Below are 16,935 nucleotides of genomic sequence, written 5' to 3'. Positions count from 1 at the left end.
GGAATTATTCCTGAAAGCAATGGCTGAGAGGTGTTTGACATAGGAATTGCCGCAATATCTGACACGATAAGAGTTACCACAAGTTCACTTGGCTGCATATCGCTTATTTGCCTTTTGCCCATAAGTCTGATTGCAAGTATTACAAATGCGTACAGCAGCAAAGTTCTGATAATTGAAATAATCATTTAATCACCCATAATAATGTTTGCAATTACTGCAATTATATGCAATTTTCGGAATAACTACGGGTAAAATGTGCAGGATAATATTGGTGATAGAATGTATAATTCATTAAAAGAAAATTTATCTTCTCTAAAATCAGCATTTGCAAATTCAGCTGATTTTACAGTAAGAGATATGATTTTAAATTCAGATAATAATACTGCCGCTGCCGTAATTACGATTGAGGGAATGTGCAGTAAAGAAGTGATTGCACTTTCTATAATCAATCCTATTCTTGACTATGATTTTAAAAATAAAAACGGTTCGCAAATTCTCGATGAAATCCGTCTTTCTGTGCTTTCGGCAAGTGAGATTGTAGAGTTTGAAAGCTTTGATGAGGCGGTGATGTTTTCTACTTCCGGCTTTGCTGTAATTGCTGTTGACGGTTGCAGTAAAATGCTTGCGATCGGCGTACAAGGCTTTTCGTTCAGAGGTGTAACAGAGCCTGAAAGCGAGGTGGTTCAGCGTGGCTCAAAAGAGGGATTTACAGAGCCGTTAAGAATAAATATGACCCTTATCAGGCGAAGAATTAAAAGTCCCGACCTTGTTTTTGAAACCGCAACTGTCGGCAAGACCTCAAAAACTCAGCTTTGCATTTGCTATCTGCAAAATTCGGTTTCAAAAATTATTCTCGACAAAATCAGAAAAAGATTGCAGTCAAGCGACCTCGAAATGGTGCTTGCATCAGGTTACCTTTCAGAATATCTTGAGGATAAGGGTACAAAGTCAATTTTTTCTGGGGTGGGAATTTCAGAGCGACCCGATACAGTTTGCGGTAAGCTTATGGAGGGCAGAGTAGCTGTTTTAGTTGACGGCACTCCGACTGCTATTATTATTCCGCATATTTTTGTAGAGGAATTTCAGAGTGTTGACGATTACTCAAACCGTCCGTATTATGCAACCTTTATCAGAATATTAAAGTATATTTCTTTTTTTACGGCAATTTTTGTACCCGGAATTTACACCGCCTTTGCTCAGTTTCATCCGGAATATTTTCCAAAAGGACTTCTTGTGAAAGCCTCAACAGCACTTGCCGACACGCCTTTGCCTGTGGCACTTGAGGTAGTGATTATAATGTTCGTTTATGAAATTATGCGAGAAGCTGGACTGCGTATTCCAAAGCCGCTTGGTCATGCTGTGAGTATTGTAGGTGCATTGGTAATTGGTGAAAGTGCTGTAAATGCAGGCTTTATTGCATCTTCAACGCTTATGATTGTTGCGGTTGCGGCAATCAGCAGTTATGTAACCTCGTCACTTTACGCACCGATTACTGTGCTGAGATTTGCATTTGTTGCAGTTGGCGGAATTTTCGGAATGTGGGGAATTGTGCTGTTAAGCTGTGCTGTGCTTGCAAATATCTGTGCAAAAACCTCTGTCGGTGTACCGTATATGTCATCACTTGCACCTTTTTCCATAAGAAGAATGAGAGATGTTTTTGTTCGTGCAGATTGGAAAACACTTTCTCGACATACAATCAGAGTACAGAAATTTGCTCAGACAAAGGAGGGCGACTCCGATGAAAGGTAAAATCACTCAGATATATGCAGGATTATTTGCAGGCTTGATTTTTATATTTCTTGGTGGTAAATATAATTATCTTGGCACATTGCCGTTATGGGCAGTGTGTCTTGAAATTTTTATAATGATTTTCGTGCTTGCAATCCTGCTTTTACCTTCATATTTACTTCATAAATCAACCGGTTGTGATACTTTTAATGTTTTTATAAAAAAATCTTCTGCAATAAAAATAACATTTTCTTCGCTGTACTGTATTCTTTTTGTGTTTGCGGGAGTCAGGTTTCTGTCGCTTTATGTTGACATTTTAGTAACGGCTCTGAATCCGAATGCGAACAGATTTGTACTTGCGGCAGGTATCCTTTTGGTGTGTGCTTATGCCGCATACAAGGGCATTTATACATCATCAAGAAGTGCATTGATTGGCTCGGTTGTGATTGCTGTTTTTGTAATAATATTCCTTATCGGAAATATATCTGATGTGGAATTAAGCAATCTTTACAGAAGTAACAGCACAAATAATTTTTTTAACGGAATGTTTTCGCTGCTGCCTGTATGTCTTTTGCCTGTTGTTTTTTCGGTAACTTCGGGCAGTTTCAGTCATAGCAAGAGTGCTTTTATCGTATTTATTGTAATTTCATTTATAAGTGCTGTATTGTTGGTGTTTTTTATGAATACTGTGTTGGGTGACTATGCGGACGGCAGAGAATTTCCGTATTTTATACTTGCAAAAAATGCGTCATTCGGACAGATGACAAGCTTTGATTTTCTATATATGATATGTATTTCACTCTGCGTTTTCATTGTGCTGTCATTGCTTTTGTGTTCCGTAAATGAAAGCATAGGCAGTGAAAAAAGAGGTAAAAATACAGCTGTTTTTACATTGTTGATTTTCATTTTGTATATATGTACTGAGGTTTTTGAGAGTGCAAAACAGCTTGTACAGAATGATATTGTGTTTGTAATTATGTGTGCGGTGTATGCTGTGGTATTGCCGACTTATGCGAATTTTAAGCTTAAAGGCAGGTGAGAAAATGAAAAAAGTTGTGCTTGTTTTGCTTGTGTTATGCAGTATGTTTTTATGTGGATGTGACAACTGCAAAAGAATTGATAAAGCGGTAATAATTGAAAGTATTGTTGTGAATAAAGACAGCTACAAATTTTTTTATATTTCCGATGAGGAAAAAAGTGAATCAGTTCGTATAGAAGCAGACAGCCTTGAAAGAGCACTTAAAAATCTTAAAACCGAGCATAAGCCTGAGGTGGTGCTCTCTAAGCTTGAGCTTATTGCATTTGCTGAAAATATTGATAATGAAAAGTATTACGCTACTCTGCAAGATATTAAGAATAATTATTCGGTTTCGCCGTCAGTTTATACAGCAGTGTGCAGTAATGAAATTTTAAGGTCGCTTGACGAGCCCGACACCTTGGAAAAAAGCAAGGAACAGATAATGATTTTAGAGAAAAAAGATAAAGATATTTCTTCTACACTTCTCAAAATGAATAATAATCTCAGCAAATCGAAAAAATCCTTGCTGTATTTTCCACATATTAGCAGTAATGACGGAATAACAGGCGAAAAAGTTGAAATTATGATAAAAAAATGAAAAATAATTCATAAAAAGACTTTATACTATAAGCGTTTTGTTGTATAATAATTGATGTATAGAATGGAAAGACCATATACTTTGGGCAAAACTTTTGAATATATTTACCAAAGCTTGCTTATACCGGGTCTTTCACGAGCATATATTTTAATTATTGAACGGCGGTGGATTTATGGCTAGCGATTTTTCAGTTGCATTATCAAAAATGGCTGAGGATTTGGAACTGCAAAAAATATATATTGCAGAAAATTTTGAAGAAATCAAGGTTTCAACCTTTGAGGTGAATCGTCCCGGACTTGAACTTACAGGCTATTTTGACTTCTTCGACAGCAGCCAACTTCTTCTTTTCGGCACAACAGAATTTTCTTATCTTTCACGATTTGGCTCAGAGGCTCAAAAAATGGTTATCGACTCAATTTTGAGCTTTGGGCCTCCTGCGATTATTATTTCAAGAAATATTGAACCACCTATTGCTATGATGGAAAGTGCAAAAACCCATAAGGTGTCTATTTTGCGTTCGGCAGAAACAACCTCTGAGGTTACCGCCGCACTTTTCCAATATCTTAACAAGGAGCTTGCACCGAGAATTACAAGGCATGGCGTGCTTGTTGAAGTATATGGCGAGGGCTGTTTGCTGCTTGGCGACAGCGGCGTAGGTAAGAGTGAAACTGCCATTGAGCTTATTAAGCGTGGTCACAGACTTGTTGCAGATGACGCTGTTGAAATCCGTAAAACTTCAACTCATACGCTTATGGGACAGTCGCCTGAAAATATCCGCCACTTTATTGAACTGAGAGGAATTGGTATTATCAATGCCCGTCAGCTTTTTGGTATGGGCTCTGTAAAGCTTACCGAAAAAATAGATATGGTTATTAATCTTGAAATTTGGGACAACACTAAGGTGTATGACAGAATGGGACTAGACAATCAGTATATGGATATTCTCGGTGTAGAAGTACCTACACTTACAATTCCTGTAAAGCCGGGCAGAAACCTTGCTGTTATCATTGAGGTTGCTGCAATGAACAACCGTCAGAAAAAGCTGGGTTATAACGCTGCTCAGGAACTTTTGAGTGCCCTTGGTATGGATTTTGATATGTCACAGTCAGAAAAGATAATTGTTGATAAATGGGAGTAACGGGGTGAGCAAATGAAATTAGTTGCCGATATGCACACACATTCCATAGCGTCTACACACGCATATGCAACCATTACAGAGATGGCACAGGAGGCAAGTGAACTTGGACTTTTTGCCATTGCAATTACAGACCACGCAAGAACAATGCCCGGTGCTCCGGGACCGTTTTACTTTGAGTCACTCTGCGTTTTACCTGCTTACATAAAAGGAGTAAGGGTGCTGCGTGGCATTGAGGCTAATATTTGCGATTATAACGGAAATCTTGATGTAGAACCCGAACTGCAGCATAACCTTGAGTGGGTTGTTGCGTCACTTCACACACTGACTATTGAAGGCGAGGCAACTGTGGAAAAATGCACACAGGCTTACCTTGGACTTGCAAAAAATCCGGAAGTCAATGTAATAGGGCATAGCGGCAGTGAATATTTTAAATACGACTATGAAAAGGTTATCCCTGAACTTGCAAAAGAGGGCAAATTGATTGAAATTAATGATTCCGCTTTCAGATACAAAAAAAGCTGTGCTTCAAACTGTGCGGAGATTGCAAAACTTTGCAAAAAATACAATGCGAGAATTTGCGTGAATACGGATTCTCATTACACTCACACTCTGGGCAGAGGCACAGAAACACTTAAAATGCTTGAGAATATTGATTTTCCTGAAAAGCTGATTGTAAATGCTGCTGAGGAAAACCTTAAAGCATACTTTAAAGAGAAAAATATTTATTATTAACTGGAGTAATTCGATGAATAATATTGATAAAATATATAAACTTGCAACCGAGCTTTCTTGCGAAACCCTGCAAAACGAGCCGATGAAAAAGCACACAAGCTTTAAAATTGGCGGTAATGCGGCACTTTACATAAAGGTTAGCAATCTTAGCAGACTCGGTACAATTATAAGAGAATGTAAGCTTACCGACACTAAGTATTTTTTGCTTGGCAACGGAAGCAATATTCTTGTTGATGACAATGGTATGGACTGTGTTGTGATAAAGCTTGAGGACGATTTTAAAGAAATCTTTATGCCCGACAGCGAAACCGTATATTGCGGTGCAGGTGCAACACTTGCTTCACTTTGTAAATTTGCACTCAACAACGGGCTTTCGGGACTTGAGTTTGCTTGGGGTATTCCCGGTACAGTAGGCGGTGCGGTGTTTATGAATGCCGGTGCCTACGGCGGAGAGATGAAAGATGTTGTTGTGTCTGTAAATCACATCACGGCAGACGGCACTATCGGCAGAATTGATAAGGAAAATCTTGATTTTGGCTACCGAACAAGTGCATACCGCAAAAATGGCTGCATAATTACAGGTGTAACACTCAAGCTTAAAAGCGACAATCCTGAGAATATCCGTCATAAAATGGACGATTTTATGGGCAGGAGAGTTGATAAACAACCGCTTGAGTTTCCAAGTGCAGGCAGTGTATTTAAGCGTCCTGAGGGCAATTATGCAGGTGCTTTGATTGAGCAATGCGGTTTTAAAGGAAAGGGCGTAGGCGGTGCCGAGGTATCGGAAAAGCATGCCGGATTTATTATTAATAAAGGCAATGCAACCGCTAAAGATGTAAAAGAGCTTATTTCTCAAATTCAGACCACCGTAAAATCAGAAACTGGATATGACCTTGAATGTGAGCTTATAATGCTTTAATCGAAAATAGGCGTAATTGGTGTAATAGAGGAAGTATAGATTATGGAATTTGTAATTATTTCCGGTATGTCGGGTGCCGGTAAAACAAGTGCACTTCACATTATGGAGGATATTGGCTACTACTGCGTTGACAATATCCCGACATCGCTTTTGCAGACCTTGTATAAGCTTTGCAAGGACTCGACAGACTCGGCAATGAAGCGAGTTGCCGTTGTGGTTGATGTGCGTGGCAACGGCGATTACGAGGCTATGTACAATGACCTTGAAAACTTTAAGAAAAGTAATGAGGGCGTAAGTATTCTTTATATTGATGCAAAGGTTGACAGCCTTATTGTGCGTTATAAGGAAACCAGAAGAAGACATCCACTCACCGAAAGGCTCAGAGATGGCTCTGTTGCCGCTGCCGTAAGGGAAGAGCAGAAGCTTCTTGTGCCTGTAAAAACTCTTGCAGACTATGGCATAGATACTACATTTATGTCCATAAAACAGCTTAGAGAGCGTATTATTTCAATGTTTCTTGAGGACAGCACACACAGTATTGTGCTTACCTTTATGTCGTTTGGCTTTAAGTATGGTATTCCGCTTGAGTCGGATTTGATTATTGATGTGCGTTGCCTGCCAAACCCATTTTATATTGCAGAGCTTAAGGAGCATACAGGACTTGAAAAGTGTATTCAGGACTATGTGCTTAACAGCGAGGAAACTCAGGGCTTTGTAAAAAGACTTATTGATTTGCTCGACTACTCCTTGCCTTTGTATCTTAAAGAGGGCAAGAGCGAGCTTGTAGTGGGAATCGGCTGTACAGGCGGAAAGCACAGAAGTGTAACTATTGCCGGACTACTTGACAATTACTTTATGGATAAAGGTTACAAGTGCATTGTTCAGCACAGAGATGTAAAAAAATAACGAGGTGAAAATAGTGTCGTTTTCCTCTGAGGTAAAAAATGAGCTTTGTTCTGTCAAAGCTAAAGATACCGAACAAAAAAAGGCAGAGCTTTACGGCCTGTTGATTTTCTCGAAAACTTTTAAAAAGGATAAAATGGTGCTTACTACCGAGCACAGCGAGGTTTCAAAAAGGGCGACTGCCTTGCTTGAGGAGCTGTATATGCCGATTATTGAAAAGGAAACCGCCCTGCGTGTGCGTACAACCGAGCACCATCTTTCGAAAATTTCACTCATTAATTCCGATGACTGTGCAAGAATTTTTGACGATTACGGTCATCATACTACAGATATTTCATTGCGTGTAAACAGAGCTAACATCAGCAGTGATGAGCTTATGGCGGCTTTTTTGCGTGGTGCTTTTGAGGGGTGCGGCTCGGTGTCTGACCCTATGAAAAGCTATCACGCAGAGTTTTGCGTTCCTCACAAAAATTTATCTGTTGATTTGTGCAAGATTCTTTCTGAAATACCGGAGTGTGATTTCACACCGAAAACTGTTGTCCGCAACGGAAGCTATGTGGTGTATTTCAAAGGAAGCGAGCAGATTTGCGATTTACTTACATACATTGGTGCAACCAACTGTGCAATGGAAATTATGGGTACAAAGGCTGTAAAACAGGTGCGAAATAACATCAATAGGCGAATTAACAGCGAGGTAGCAAATATTACCAAGATTGCGTCTGCATCTGCAAAACAGCTTGCTGCAATTCAAAAAATAAAGGCTGCAAAGGGCATTGAGTCCTTGCCTGATGATTTGCGTGAGATTGCAGTTTTAAGACTTGAAAATCCGGAAATGTCACTTCGTGATTTAGGGCAGAACCTTTCACCTCCAATCAGCAGAAGCGGAGCAAACCACAGAATGAACAGACTTATGGAATATGCGGAGGATCTTTAATAATGGAAGAAAAATTAACATTTGAACAAGCTGATGTTAAAATAGAAGAGGCTATTTCAAAACTTGAGCAAGCACCGCAAAACCTCAGAGAATGTGTTGACGCCTATGTTGAGGGCTGTGAAAATATCATTTTCTGTATGGAAGAGCTTATTGAGTGCAAGGGCAGAATTGATGATATTAACTCAAGACTTGAAAGCGTTAGCAAATTATGTGATTTTGATGGTGATACAGATGAATGATTATATAAAAAAGACAGAAGACGCTCTTTATGACTACCTGCCAAGCCTTGATTGCAGGGAAAGAGAACTTATAGAGTCTATGAAATACAGCCTTGAGGCAGGCGGAAAAAGAGTAAGACCAAACCTTGTATTCAGCTTTAACGAGCTTTGCGGAGGCAGTGCCGAGTCTGCTGTGCCGTTTGCATGTGCTGTTGAAATGATTCACACATACTCTTTGATTCATGATGATTTGCCTTGTATGGACGATGACGATATGCGTAGAGGAAAGCCGTCTAATCACAAGGTTTACGGCGAAGATATTGCTCTGCTTGCCGGAGATGCTTTGCAATCACTTGCTTTTGAAATTATGACAAGCGAAAAGGCAATAAGTCAAAGCTCTGCAAGTGCTTGCTGCAAGGCAGTAAATACTCTTTCTGCATATTGCGGTGCAAGAGGAATGGTTGGCGGTCAGGTGATTGACCTTATAAATGAAAATAAGTCAGCACCTATTGAAGTACTCAGAGAAATGGATTATAAAAAGACAGCTTGCCTTATAAAAGCGGCGTGTGAAATGGGTTGTATCTCTGCAAATGCTGATGAAAAGCTTATTAAATCCGCCTCAGAGTACGGCGAGTGTATCGGTATTGCTTTTCAGATTCAGGACGATATTCTTGATGTTACTTCAACTGATGAAGAACTCGGCAAGCCTGTGGGAAGTGACAGCGAAAATGCAAAGTCAACCTATGTGTCACTTCTCGGCATTGATAAGTGCAGAGAGCTTGTAAATGAGCTTACCGAAAAGGCGAAAACCGCACTTTCTGCTTTTGACGGTGATACAAAGGCATTATGCGATTTTGCGGATTACCTTGCAGGTCGCTCTAATTAATTTTTATGATGAAGTATAAGGATAAGGAGGGAGAAAATGGGTGACTATGAGTTATTGCCAAAGATTAAATCACCGGCTGATGTAAAAAAGCTTGATGAAAAAGATCTTGACAAATTATGCAACGAAATACGAGAAAAACTGATTGAAACCGTATCACTCAACGGCGGTCACCTTTCTCCGAATTTGGGTGTTGTGGAGCTTACAGTTGCTCTGCACAGAACCTTTAATTTGCCAAAGGACAGCATCGTGTGGGATGTAGGTCACCAGAGCTACACTCACAAGTTGCTGACAGGAAGATATGAGGATTTTTATACCCTGCGACAAAAGGACGGAATTTCAGGCTTTCCTAAAAGAAGTGAGAGTAAGTATGACGACTTTAATACAGGTCACAGCAGTACATCAATTTCCGCCGCTTATGGTATTGCAAGAGCAAAAATGCTCAGCGGAGATCAGAGCCACACTATTGCGGTAATCGGTGACGGCTCATTTACCGGCGGTCTTGCATTTGAGGCTATGAACAATGCGGGACGATTTAAAAAGAATTTTATTGTAATTTTAAATGACAATAAGATGTCTATTTCAAAAAATGTGGGTGCTTTTCCACGCTACCTTACTACTGTAAGGATTCAGCCTTGGTACATCAGAATTAAGAAGGCAACTGAAAAATTCCTTTCAAAAGTACCTCTGCTCGGCAGACCGATTAGTGCAGTTTTAAGAAGAAGTAAGTCAAAGATTAAAAATCTTGTTTATAAAAATACATTGTTCGATTGCTTTGGCTTTACTTATATCGGCCCTATTGACGGTCACGATATTGCAGAGCTTGAAAACGCTATGTCTGCGGCAAAAAGAATTAATGCACCTGTGCTTTTGCATGTGGTTACAAAAAAGGGCAAGGGATACCTGCCTGCGGAGGAAAATCCGGGCACATTCCATGGAATCGGTAAATTTGACATTGATTCGGGTGAGCCAATTTCATCGCACAAAGGCTTTTCGGCTGAGTTTGGCAACACTCTTTGTGACCTTGCCGAAAAGGATAAAAAAATATGTGCCATTACCGCCGCTATGGCAAAGGGCACAGGACTTGATAAGTTTTCTATTTATCATAAGGAGAGATTTTTTGATGTCGGAATTGCCGAGGAACATGCAGTAACCTTTGCGTGTGGACTTGCTGCCAAGGGTATGCGACCTGTGTTTGCGGTGTATTCCACATTCTTGCAGAGAGCGTATGACCAAATTATTCATGATGCGGCAATGAGTAACCTGCACATTGTGCTTGCAATAGACAGAGCAGGTATTGTGGGTGATGACGGCGAAACTCATCAGGGTGTGTTTGATGTGTCTATGCTCAACTCAATCCCGAATGTCACAATTTTTTCTCCGACATATTTTGACGGACTGAAAAATTCACTCAATTCAGCAATCTATGTTTGCAATAATGTTGCAGCGGTACGATACCCACGAGGCGGAGAACTTTATAAGCCGAGTGATTTTGGCGAAGAAAGCATTACTTACGATGTTTATGGCAATAAAGATTGCGGTAAGCTGATTATTACTTACGGAAGATTATTCTCATATGCTTGTAAGGCAAAGGAAATTCTTGCCCAAAAAGGCATTGAGGTGTGCATTTTAAAGCTTTGTAAAATCAAACCTATAGATCCAGCGGCCTTTGATTTTGCAACAGGCTTTAATACAGTATGGTTTTTTGAAGAGGGAATAAAAACAGGCAGCGTTGCAAGAAATTTTGGCGATGCTTTGCTTGCAAGACAGTTTTCGGGCTGTTACCATATAAAAACCATAGGCGATAAATTTGTAAAGCAGATGTCGGTATCCGAGGCTTTGCATATGCTCAGACTTGATTCTGAGGGTATGGCAGATGTAGTTTTAGAGGATCTCGACAGGATTGGAAACAGATAATGAAAAAAAGACTTGATATACTTGTTTACGAAAACGGATTTGCCGAAAGCCGAGAGAAAGCAAAGGCTATTATTATGGCAGGTCAGGTTTATGTTGATAATCAAAAGGCAGACAAATGCGGTCAGAGCTATGACGAAAACTGCAAAATTGAGGTGCGTGGTGCAACTCTAAAATATGTCAGCCGTGGCGGTTTAAAGCTTGAAAAGGCAATTAATAATTTTGATTTTGATTTAAACGGAAAAATCACAATGGACATTGGTGCATCAACAGGTGGCTTTACAGACTGTATGCTGCAAAACGGTGCAAAAAAAGTCTATTCCATTGATGTTGGCTACGGTCAGCTTGCATGGAAATTAAGAACTGATGAGCGAGTTGTAAATCTTGAACGCACCAATATGAGAAAGGTTACAAGAGAGCAAGTACCTGATGAAATCGACTTTTTCTCGGTTGATGTATCGTTTATTTCGCTAAAGCTTATTTTGCCGGTGGCAAGACAGCTTATGGCTGAAAATGCTCAGGCCGTGTGTTTGATTAAGCCGCAATTTGAGGCAGGCAGAGAAAAGGTTGGCAAAAAAGGCGTTGTGCGTGATCCGGCTGTTCATATTGAGGTAGTGCAGAATATTTATAACTTCTGCCTTGAAAACGGCTTTGATGTGTTAAACCTTGACTATTCACCAATCAAAGGCCCTGAGGGAAATATTGAGTACCTTATTCACCTGAGAAAGAGTGATGATCCAAAGTCATACACAGATATTACTCCCGAAGAGCTTGTAAAGAATTCACACGCAAAGCTTGACAAATAAGCAGTTCGCATTTGTTTTGAAGCTATACAAGAAAGGAAGGGCAGTTATGAAAATAGCTGTAATAGTTAATCTCAGCAAGGAAAAAGCAATTTCCTGTGCCAAAGAGATAGCAATACTTTTTCTTGGAGAAAACGCTGAGGTAGTTATGCTCAGCGAATGTAAACCTTTTTATAAGGGAATAAATATAGGCTATGTTGATACCATAGATGAGCTTTTTGCAGCTTGTGACGCAGCGGTAACAGCAGGCGGTGACGGTACTATAATTCACGCTGCCAAGTATGCGGCTGTAAATAATGTGCCGCTTATCGGTGTAAATGTGGGCAGACTCGGATTTGCCGCAGACCTTGAGCCTGACGATATTTCAAGGCTTAAAAAGCTTGTAAGTAAGGAATATACAACAGAAAAACGAATTTTACTTGATGTTGAGGTCAACAAAAGCGGTGAAACCAAGCATTATCTTGCGGTGAATGATGCGGTAATTGCAAGAGGTCAGTTTTCAAAAATTCTTGACATTAATCTTTATCTTGACGATGAGTGGATTGCAAAGTACAGGGCTGACGGCTTGCTTTTTGCAACGCCAACAGGTTCAACCGCATACTCGCTCTCTGCCGGTGGTCCTATTGTTGCACCGCAGACAGACTGCATTATTGCAACACCTGTTTGTCCGCACTCACTGCATTCTCGTTCAGTGTTATTTGACGGAAGTGCAAGCCTTGCGGTAACGGTTCAGATTCCTGCCGATTGCTGTTGCCTTTTAACTATTGACGGTGAAAAAAATGTGGATATTCAGAGCGAGGATACTGTAAAAATCAGAAAATCCGAGCTTTACCTTGAGCTTATTTCGCTAAGGAAACGCAACTTCTTTAAATTGCTTAACGAAAAGCTGAAAGAGAGGGAAATGTAATGAAATCGGGACGACACGCAAGAATACTTGAACTGATTTCTGAGCAGTCAATAGAAACTCAGGACGATTTGCTGAATTGCCTAAGGCAAGACGGCTACAAGGCAACACAGGCGACAATTTCAAGAGATATTAAGGATTTGCGACTTGTAAAGGCACTTGATTCTGACGGAAAATATCGTTATATGTCACCCACAAAAAAGCAAAACGAAAGAAAATCAAGCTTAAAATCAATGTTTTCTTCCGCTGTAAATTCAATAGACACAGCACAGAATATTGTGGTTATCCGCACAATGGTCGGTATGGCACAGGCGGTGTGCACTTCGCTCGATTCTCTTGACCATTCGGAAATTGTGGGTACTATTGCAGGTGATGATACTATTTTTGTTGCCTGCCGTACTGTAAAAGATGCAGAAAATCTTACTGCCGAGCTTAAAAAGCTACTTTAAACAGGGATGATGTTATATGCTTACAACTTTATATATAGAAAATATAGCAGTTATCGAGAAAACCTCAATCGACTTTTCACAGGGACTTAATGTTCTTACGGGTGAAACCGGTGCAGGTAAAAGTATTATTATAGATTCAATCAATGCAATTATGGGACAGCGTACATCAAAGGAGCTTGTGCGTACAGGAGCAAAGACCGCACTTGTTACGGCTCAGTTTGACGAGGTGAACGATACTGTAAAGACAAAGCTTAGAGAGCTTGGCTATGATAATGAAGATGACGATACCTTGATACTTCAGCGTACTATTTCAGCCACAGGCAAAAGCAGCTGCAAAATTAACGCAAGACCTGCAAGTGTGACGGTACTCAAAGAGGTAGCAAAAAATCTGATAAATATCCATGGTCAACACGAAAGCTACGAGCTTTTCTCACCGGATACTCATATTGATTATATTGACAGCTTTGGCGAAACCAAGAGTGAACTTGAGGAATATCAGGAAAAGTATAAAAAATATAAGGCTTTAAAAAAACAGCTTACCGAGGCTAACTCAGATGAATCGGCAAGACTGCACGAAATAGACCTGCTTACCTACCAGACGACAGAGCTTTTCAATGCCGATGTTCAGCAGGACGAAATAGAACAGCTTGAAAACGAGCGAATTATTCTGATGAATTCGGAGAAGATTTTCACTCTGCTGAATGATGCCAGAGAGCTTATAGACGGTGACGAGAGGTCGCAGGGCGGAATTGAGGCTATTGAAACTGCAATGAATTATATTCAGAGAGCGGCTTCGCTCAATGCCGAGTACGAAAGTATTTCTGAGAGCATTACAGATGTGTATTATAATCTCAAGGATTGCATAGAGTCGATTTCCGATGCTGCCGACTCGGTTGAAAGTGACCCGCAAAGGCTTGAAGAAATTGATGAAAGACTCGACCTTTTAAACCGACTCACACGAAAGTATGGCTGCGAGTGTAACGAGCTTCCTGCACTTGCAGAGAAAATGCAGACAAGGCTTGAAGAACTTTTAAGCTACGATAAAAACAGAGATCAGCTTGAGGCTGATTATAAAGAAGCTGAGAACAATGCACTTGTTGCGGCACAAAAGCTTAGCGAAATCCGTAAAAAGACCGCAAAGGTATTTTCCGAGCGTGTGCGTGAGGAAATGAGCTTTTTAAATATGCCGAATGTGCAGATTGTAACTCAGTTTGAAAATACGGATTTTTACGAAAAAGGCATAGACAAGGTGGAATTTTTAATTTCCGCTAACCCGGGCGAACCGCCAAGACCGGTGGCAAAAATCGCATCGGGCGGTGAGCTTTCAAGAATGATGCTTGCTATTAAAACCGTACTTGCGAGTACAGATGATATTGACACCCTGATTTTTGATGAGGTTGACACAGGTATTTCCGGCTCAGCCGCTCAGAAGGTAGGACTAAAGCTAAAGGAAGTTTCAAAAAGCAGTCAGGTGCTCTGCGTAACCCACCAGGCACAGCTTGCAGCACTTGCCGATGCACACTACTTGATTAGCAAGCAGGTTGAGGACGGCAGAACCTTTACTCAGGTTAAGCTGCTTGACTTTGACGGTAGAAAAAATGAACTTGCAAGAATTATCGGTGGTGTGAATATTACTGATGCTGCCCTTGCACACGCCGAGTCAATGCTCAAGGAAAGCGAACAGCTTTAATTTTATGCGAATTTACAGGCAATTTTAAGGAGAAATGGCGTTTTGAAGAATTGGATAGTATCCGAAATCAATAAGGATGAAGCTAAAAAAATACAAACTGAATACGGCTTACCTCCAATACTTGCAATGTTGCTACAGATAAGAGGAATTACAAAGCGAGAGGAAATTGAGGACTTTTTGCAAAATGACAGCGTTATTGCCTCACCTTTTGAAATAAAGGATATGCAAAAGGGTGCAGATAGAATTTTAACTGCAATCGACAACAGCGAGCCAATCTGCGTTTACGGCGACTATGACGCAGACGGCGTTACCTCTACAGCACTTTTATTTTCGTACCTTGAAACTGTGGGAGCAAATGCAATGTACTACATTCCTTCACGAGAAGCTGAAGGATACGGAATGAACAAGGATGCTATCGACAAGCTTGCAGAGAAGGGCATAAAGCTGATAATTACTGTGGATAACGGAATTGCCGCTGTTGATGAAATCGATTACGCAAATTCTCTTGGAATTGACACTGTAATTACAGATCATCATCAGCCTACAGGCAAGCTTCCAAATGCGGTTGCTGTAATAGATATGCACCAAAAGGATTGCAAAAGCAAATACAAAATGTTGTCGGGTGTAGGCGTTGCCTTTAAACTTGTAATGGCTCTTGAGGGCGAGAATTGCGATGTATCGTCCCTGCTTGACAATTACTCTGACCTGCTCTGTATAGGAACAGTAGGAGATATTGTGGAACTCAAAAGCGAAAACAGAGTGTTTGTCAAGCGTGGACTTGTAAATATTCAGCAGAGCGACAGAGTGGGAATAAATGCACTTGTGCAGACGGCAGGCATTGCAGGCAAAAAGATTACCTCGGGCAATGTTTCTTTTACTCTTGTGCCACGAATAAATGCAGTAGGCAGACTCGGTTTTTCTGGCAAATCAGTTTCTCTTTTGCTCACAGAAGATGAGGAAGAGGCAAATGAAATTGCAAAACAATTAAATGATGACAACACCGAACGCAAGGAAATTGAGCAGAATATTCTACTGAAAATTGATGATATGGTAAAACTCAGACCCGAAATTGTGCGTGACAGAGTGCTTGTAATTGACGGCGAGGGTTGGCATCAGGGGGTTATAGGAATTGTAGCTTCTAAGATAAAGGAATTTTACGGAAAGCCGACAATTATTCTTTCTCGTGACGGAGATGAAGCAAAAGGCTCCGGAAGAAGTGTTGAGGGATTTTCCCTTTGTGACGCTATTTTTGCTTGCTCTGATTTACTTATGCATTATGGTGGACATCCAATGGCGGCAGGACTTTCGCTCAAGAGTGAAAATATAGAATTATTCCGAAAAAGAATTAACGAATATGCTTTGCAGCAAGAGCAAATGCCGTTTAATGCCTGCAATATTGATTGTAAATTAAACCCTGGATTGCTTAATGTACAGCTTGTAGAGCCGCTAAATTACCTTGCACCGTACGGAGCCGGTAATCCCACACCTATGTTTGGCTTGTACAAAATGACGCTTGCACTTGTTACACCGCTTTCTCAGAATAAGCATTTAAGACTACAGTTCAAGCGAAATAACTCAACTGTAACGGTAATGAAGTTTTTCACTACTCAGCAGGAGTTTCCTTATGTAGTAGGAGATATGCTTGACCTTGCGGTTACACTTGATATAAACGAATTTAACGGACAGCGTAATTTATCTATAATTGCAAAGGAAATTAAACCGTCAGCACTTGATACCGAAAAGTTTTTGCAAAGTCAGAGAAATTACGAGGATTTTAAGCTTGGCTTAAAGCTTAGTCCTGAACAGATAGATGATCTTTTGCCAAATCGAGAAGATTTTGCTATACTATATGTATTCCTGAGAAAAACAGGCGGCTATGCTTTTCCGATAGAAACGCTTGTACATAAGCTTGACTACAAATTGTCTATAGGCAAAATCAGAGTTATTCTCGATGCAATGAGCGAGCTTTCGCTTGTAACGGTGAGTGAGGGCATAAATTCGGCACAAATCAGGGTTTCTCAGGTCAGTAAAAAGGTTGACTTAAATTCAGCAGATACGATTATAAAATTGAGGGGGATGCAGTTATGAGTAAATATTCAGGAAT

The 16,935-nt window shown here is 40.4% G+C and carries 16 protein-coding genes and 1 pseudogene; 16 read left to right on the top strand and 1 reads right to left on the bottom strand.

Features of this window, described 5'->3' with window-relative positions; translation table 11 throughout:
• Positions 1 to 185, bottom strand: a pseudogene (locus tag ACJMMI_RS03340) (DUF421 domain-containing protein); the annotation flags it as partial.
• 94 nt (positions 186 to 279) lie between these two features.
• Here ACJMMI_RS03340 and ACJMMI_RS03335 point away from each other — a divergent pair.
• From ACJMMI_RS03335 to recJ, 16 genes are all read left to right on the top strand, one after another.
• On the top strand, positions 280 to 1,749 hold the full coding sequence (locus ACJMMI_RS03335; protein ID WP_405353542.1) for a spore germination protein: 1,470 nt from the start codon (positions 280 to 282) through the stop codon (positions 1,747 to 1,749).
• Entirely contained in the window at positions 1,739 to 2,767 is a 1,029-nt protein-coding gene (locus tag ACJMMI_RS03330) for a GerAB/ArcD/ProY family transporter (RefSeq protein ID WP_405353540.1), read from the top strand. The genes ACJMMI_RS03335 and ACJMMI_RS03330 overlap by 11 nt, the downstream gene beginning before the upstream one ends.
• 4 nt (positions 2,768 to 2,771) lie before the next feature.
• On the top strand, positions 2,772 to 3,344 hold the full coding sequence (locus ACJMMI_RS03325) for a hypothetical protein (protein WP_405353537.1): 573 nt from the start codon (positions 2,772 to 2,774) through the stop codon (positions 3,342 to 3,344).
• Positions 3,345 to 3,516: 172 nt separating this feature from the next.
• Positions 3,517 to 4,482, top strand: coding sequence for an HPr(Ser) kinase/phosphatase (gene hprK, locus ACJMMI_RS03320; RefSeq protein ID WP_405353534.1), 966 nt, complete (start codon positions 3,517 to 3,519; stop codon positions 4,480 to 4,482).
• A gap of 12 nt (positions 4,483 to 4,494) precedes the next feature.
• Positions 4,495 to 5,214: a phosphatase gene (locus ACJMMI_RS03315; RefSeq protein WP_405353531.1), complete on the top strand. Its 720-nt coding sequence runs from the start codon at positions 4,495 to 4,497 to the stop codon at positions 5,212 to 5,214.
• A gap of 13 nt (positions 5,215 to 5,227) precedes the next feature.
• Positions 5,228 to 6,133, top strand: a complete 906-nt coding sequence (gene murB / locus ACJMMI_RS03310; RefSeq protein ID WP_405353529.1) for a UDP-N-acetylmuramate dehydrogenase — start codon at positions 5,228 to 5,230, stop codon at positions 6,131 to 6,133.
• Between the two features lie 42 nt (positions 6,134 to 6,175).
• Positions 6,176 to 7,039, top strand: a complete 864-nt coding sequence (gene rapZ / locus ACJMMI_RS03305; protein WP_405353526.1) for an RNase adapter RapZ — start codon at positions 6,176 to 6,178, stop codon at positions 7,037 to 7,039.
• 13 nt (positions 7,040 to 7,052) lie between these two features.
• Positions 7,053 to 7,970 carry a DNA-binding protein WhiA gene (gene whiA, locus ACJMMI_RS03300; RefSeq protein WP_405353524.1) on the top strand — a complete coding sequence of 306 codons (918 nt, stop codon included), beginning with the start codon at positions 7,053 to 7,055 and terminating at the stop codon, positions 7,968 to 7,970.
• Between the two features lie 2 nt (positions 7,971 to 7,972).
• Positions 7,973 to 8,209 (top strand): exodeoxyribonuclease VII small subunit, encoded by a 237-nt coding sequence (locus ACJMMI_RS03295; RefSeq protein WP_405353522.1) that lies wholly within the window; start codon positions 7,973 to 7,975, stop codon positions 8,207 to 8,209.
• Entirely contained in the window at positions 8,202 to 9,074 is an 873-nt protein-coding gene (locus tag ACJMMI_RS03290) for a polyprenyl synthetase family protein (protein WP_405353519.1), read from the top strand. The genes ACJMMI_RS03295 and ACJMMI_RS03290 overlap by 8 nt, the downstream gene beginning before the upstream one ends.
• A 36-nt stretch (positions 9,075 to 9,110) precedes the next feature.
• Positions 9,111 to 10,988 (top strand): 1-deoxy-D-xylulose-5-phosphate synthase, encoded by a 1,878-nt coding sequence (gene dxs, locus ACJMMI_RS03285; RefSeq protein ID WP_405353517.1) that lies wholly within the window; start codon positions 9,111 to 9,113, stop codon positions 10,986 to 10,988.
• Positions 10,988 to 11,791 (top strand): TlyA family RNA methyltransferase, encoded by an 804-nt coding sequence (locus tag ACJMMI_RS03280; RefSeq protein ID WP_405353514.1) that lies wholly within the window; start codon positions 10,988 to 10,990, stop codon positions 11,789 to 11,791. The genes dxs and ACJMMI_RS03280 overlap by 1 nt, the downstream gene beginning before the upstream one ends.
• A gap of 46 nt (positions 11,792 to 11,837) precedes the next feature.
• Entirely contained in the window at positions 11,838 to 12,695 is an 858-nt protein-coding gene (locus ACJMMI_RS03275; RefSeq protein WP_405353512.1) for an NAD(+)/NADH kinase, read from the top strand.
• On the top strand, positions 12,695 to 13,141 hold the full coding sequence (gene argR, locus ACJMMI_RS03270; protein ID WP_405353510.1) for an arginine repressor: 447 nt from the start codon (positions 12,695 to 12,697) through the stop codon (positions 13,139 to 13,141). Before ACJMMI_RS03275 ends, argR begins: the two co-directional genes overlap by 1 nt.
• A 16-nt stretch (positions 13,142 to 13,157) precedes the next feature.
• On the top strand, positions 13,158 to 14,831 hold the full coding sequence (gene recN / locus ACJMMI_RS03265) for a DNA repair protein RecN (RefSeq protein WP_405353507.1): 1,674 nt from the start codon (positions 13,158 to 13,160) through the stop codon (positions 14,829 to 14,831).
• 42 nt (positions 14,832 to 14,873) lie between these two features.
• Positions 14,874 to 16,919, top strand: a complete 2,046-nt coding sequence (gene recJ / locus ACJMMI_RS03260) for a single-stranded-DNA-specific exonuclease RecJ (protein WP_405353505.1) — start codon at positions 14,874 to 14,876, stop codon at positions 16,917 to 16,919.
• The last annotated feature ends 16 nt before the right edge of the window (positions 16,920 to 16,935 follow it).

The sequence above is a fragment of the Ruminococcus sp. genome (assembly GCF_045129435.1).
Classification (GTDB): domain Bacteria; phylum Bacillota; class Clostridia; order Oscillospirales; family Acutalibacteraceae; genus Ruminococcoides.
This window is presented reverse-complemented; position numbering and strand designations above follow the sequence as displayed.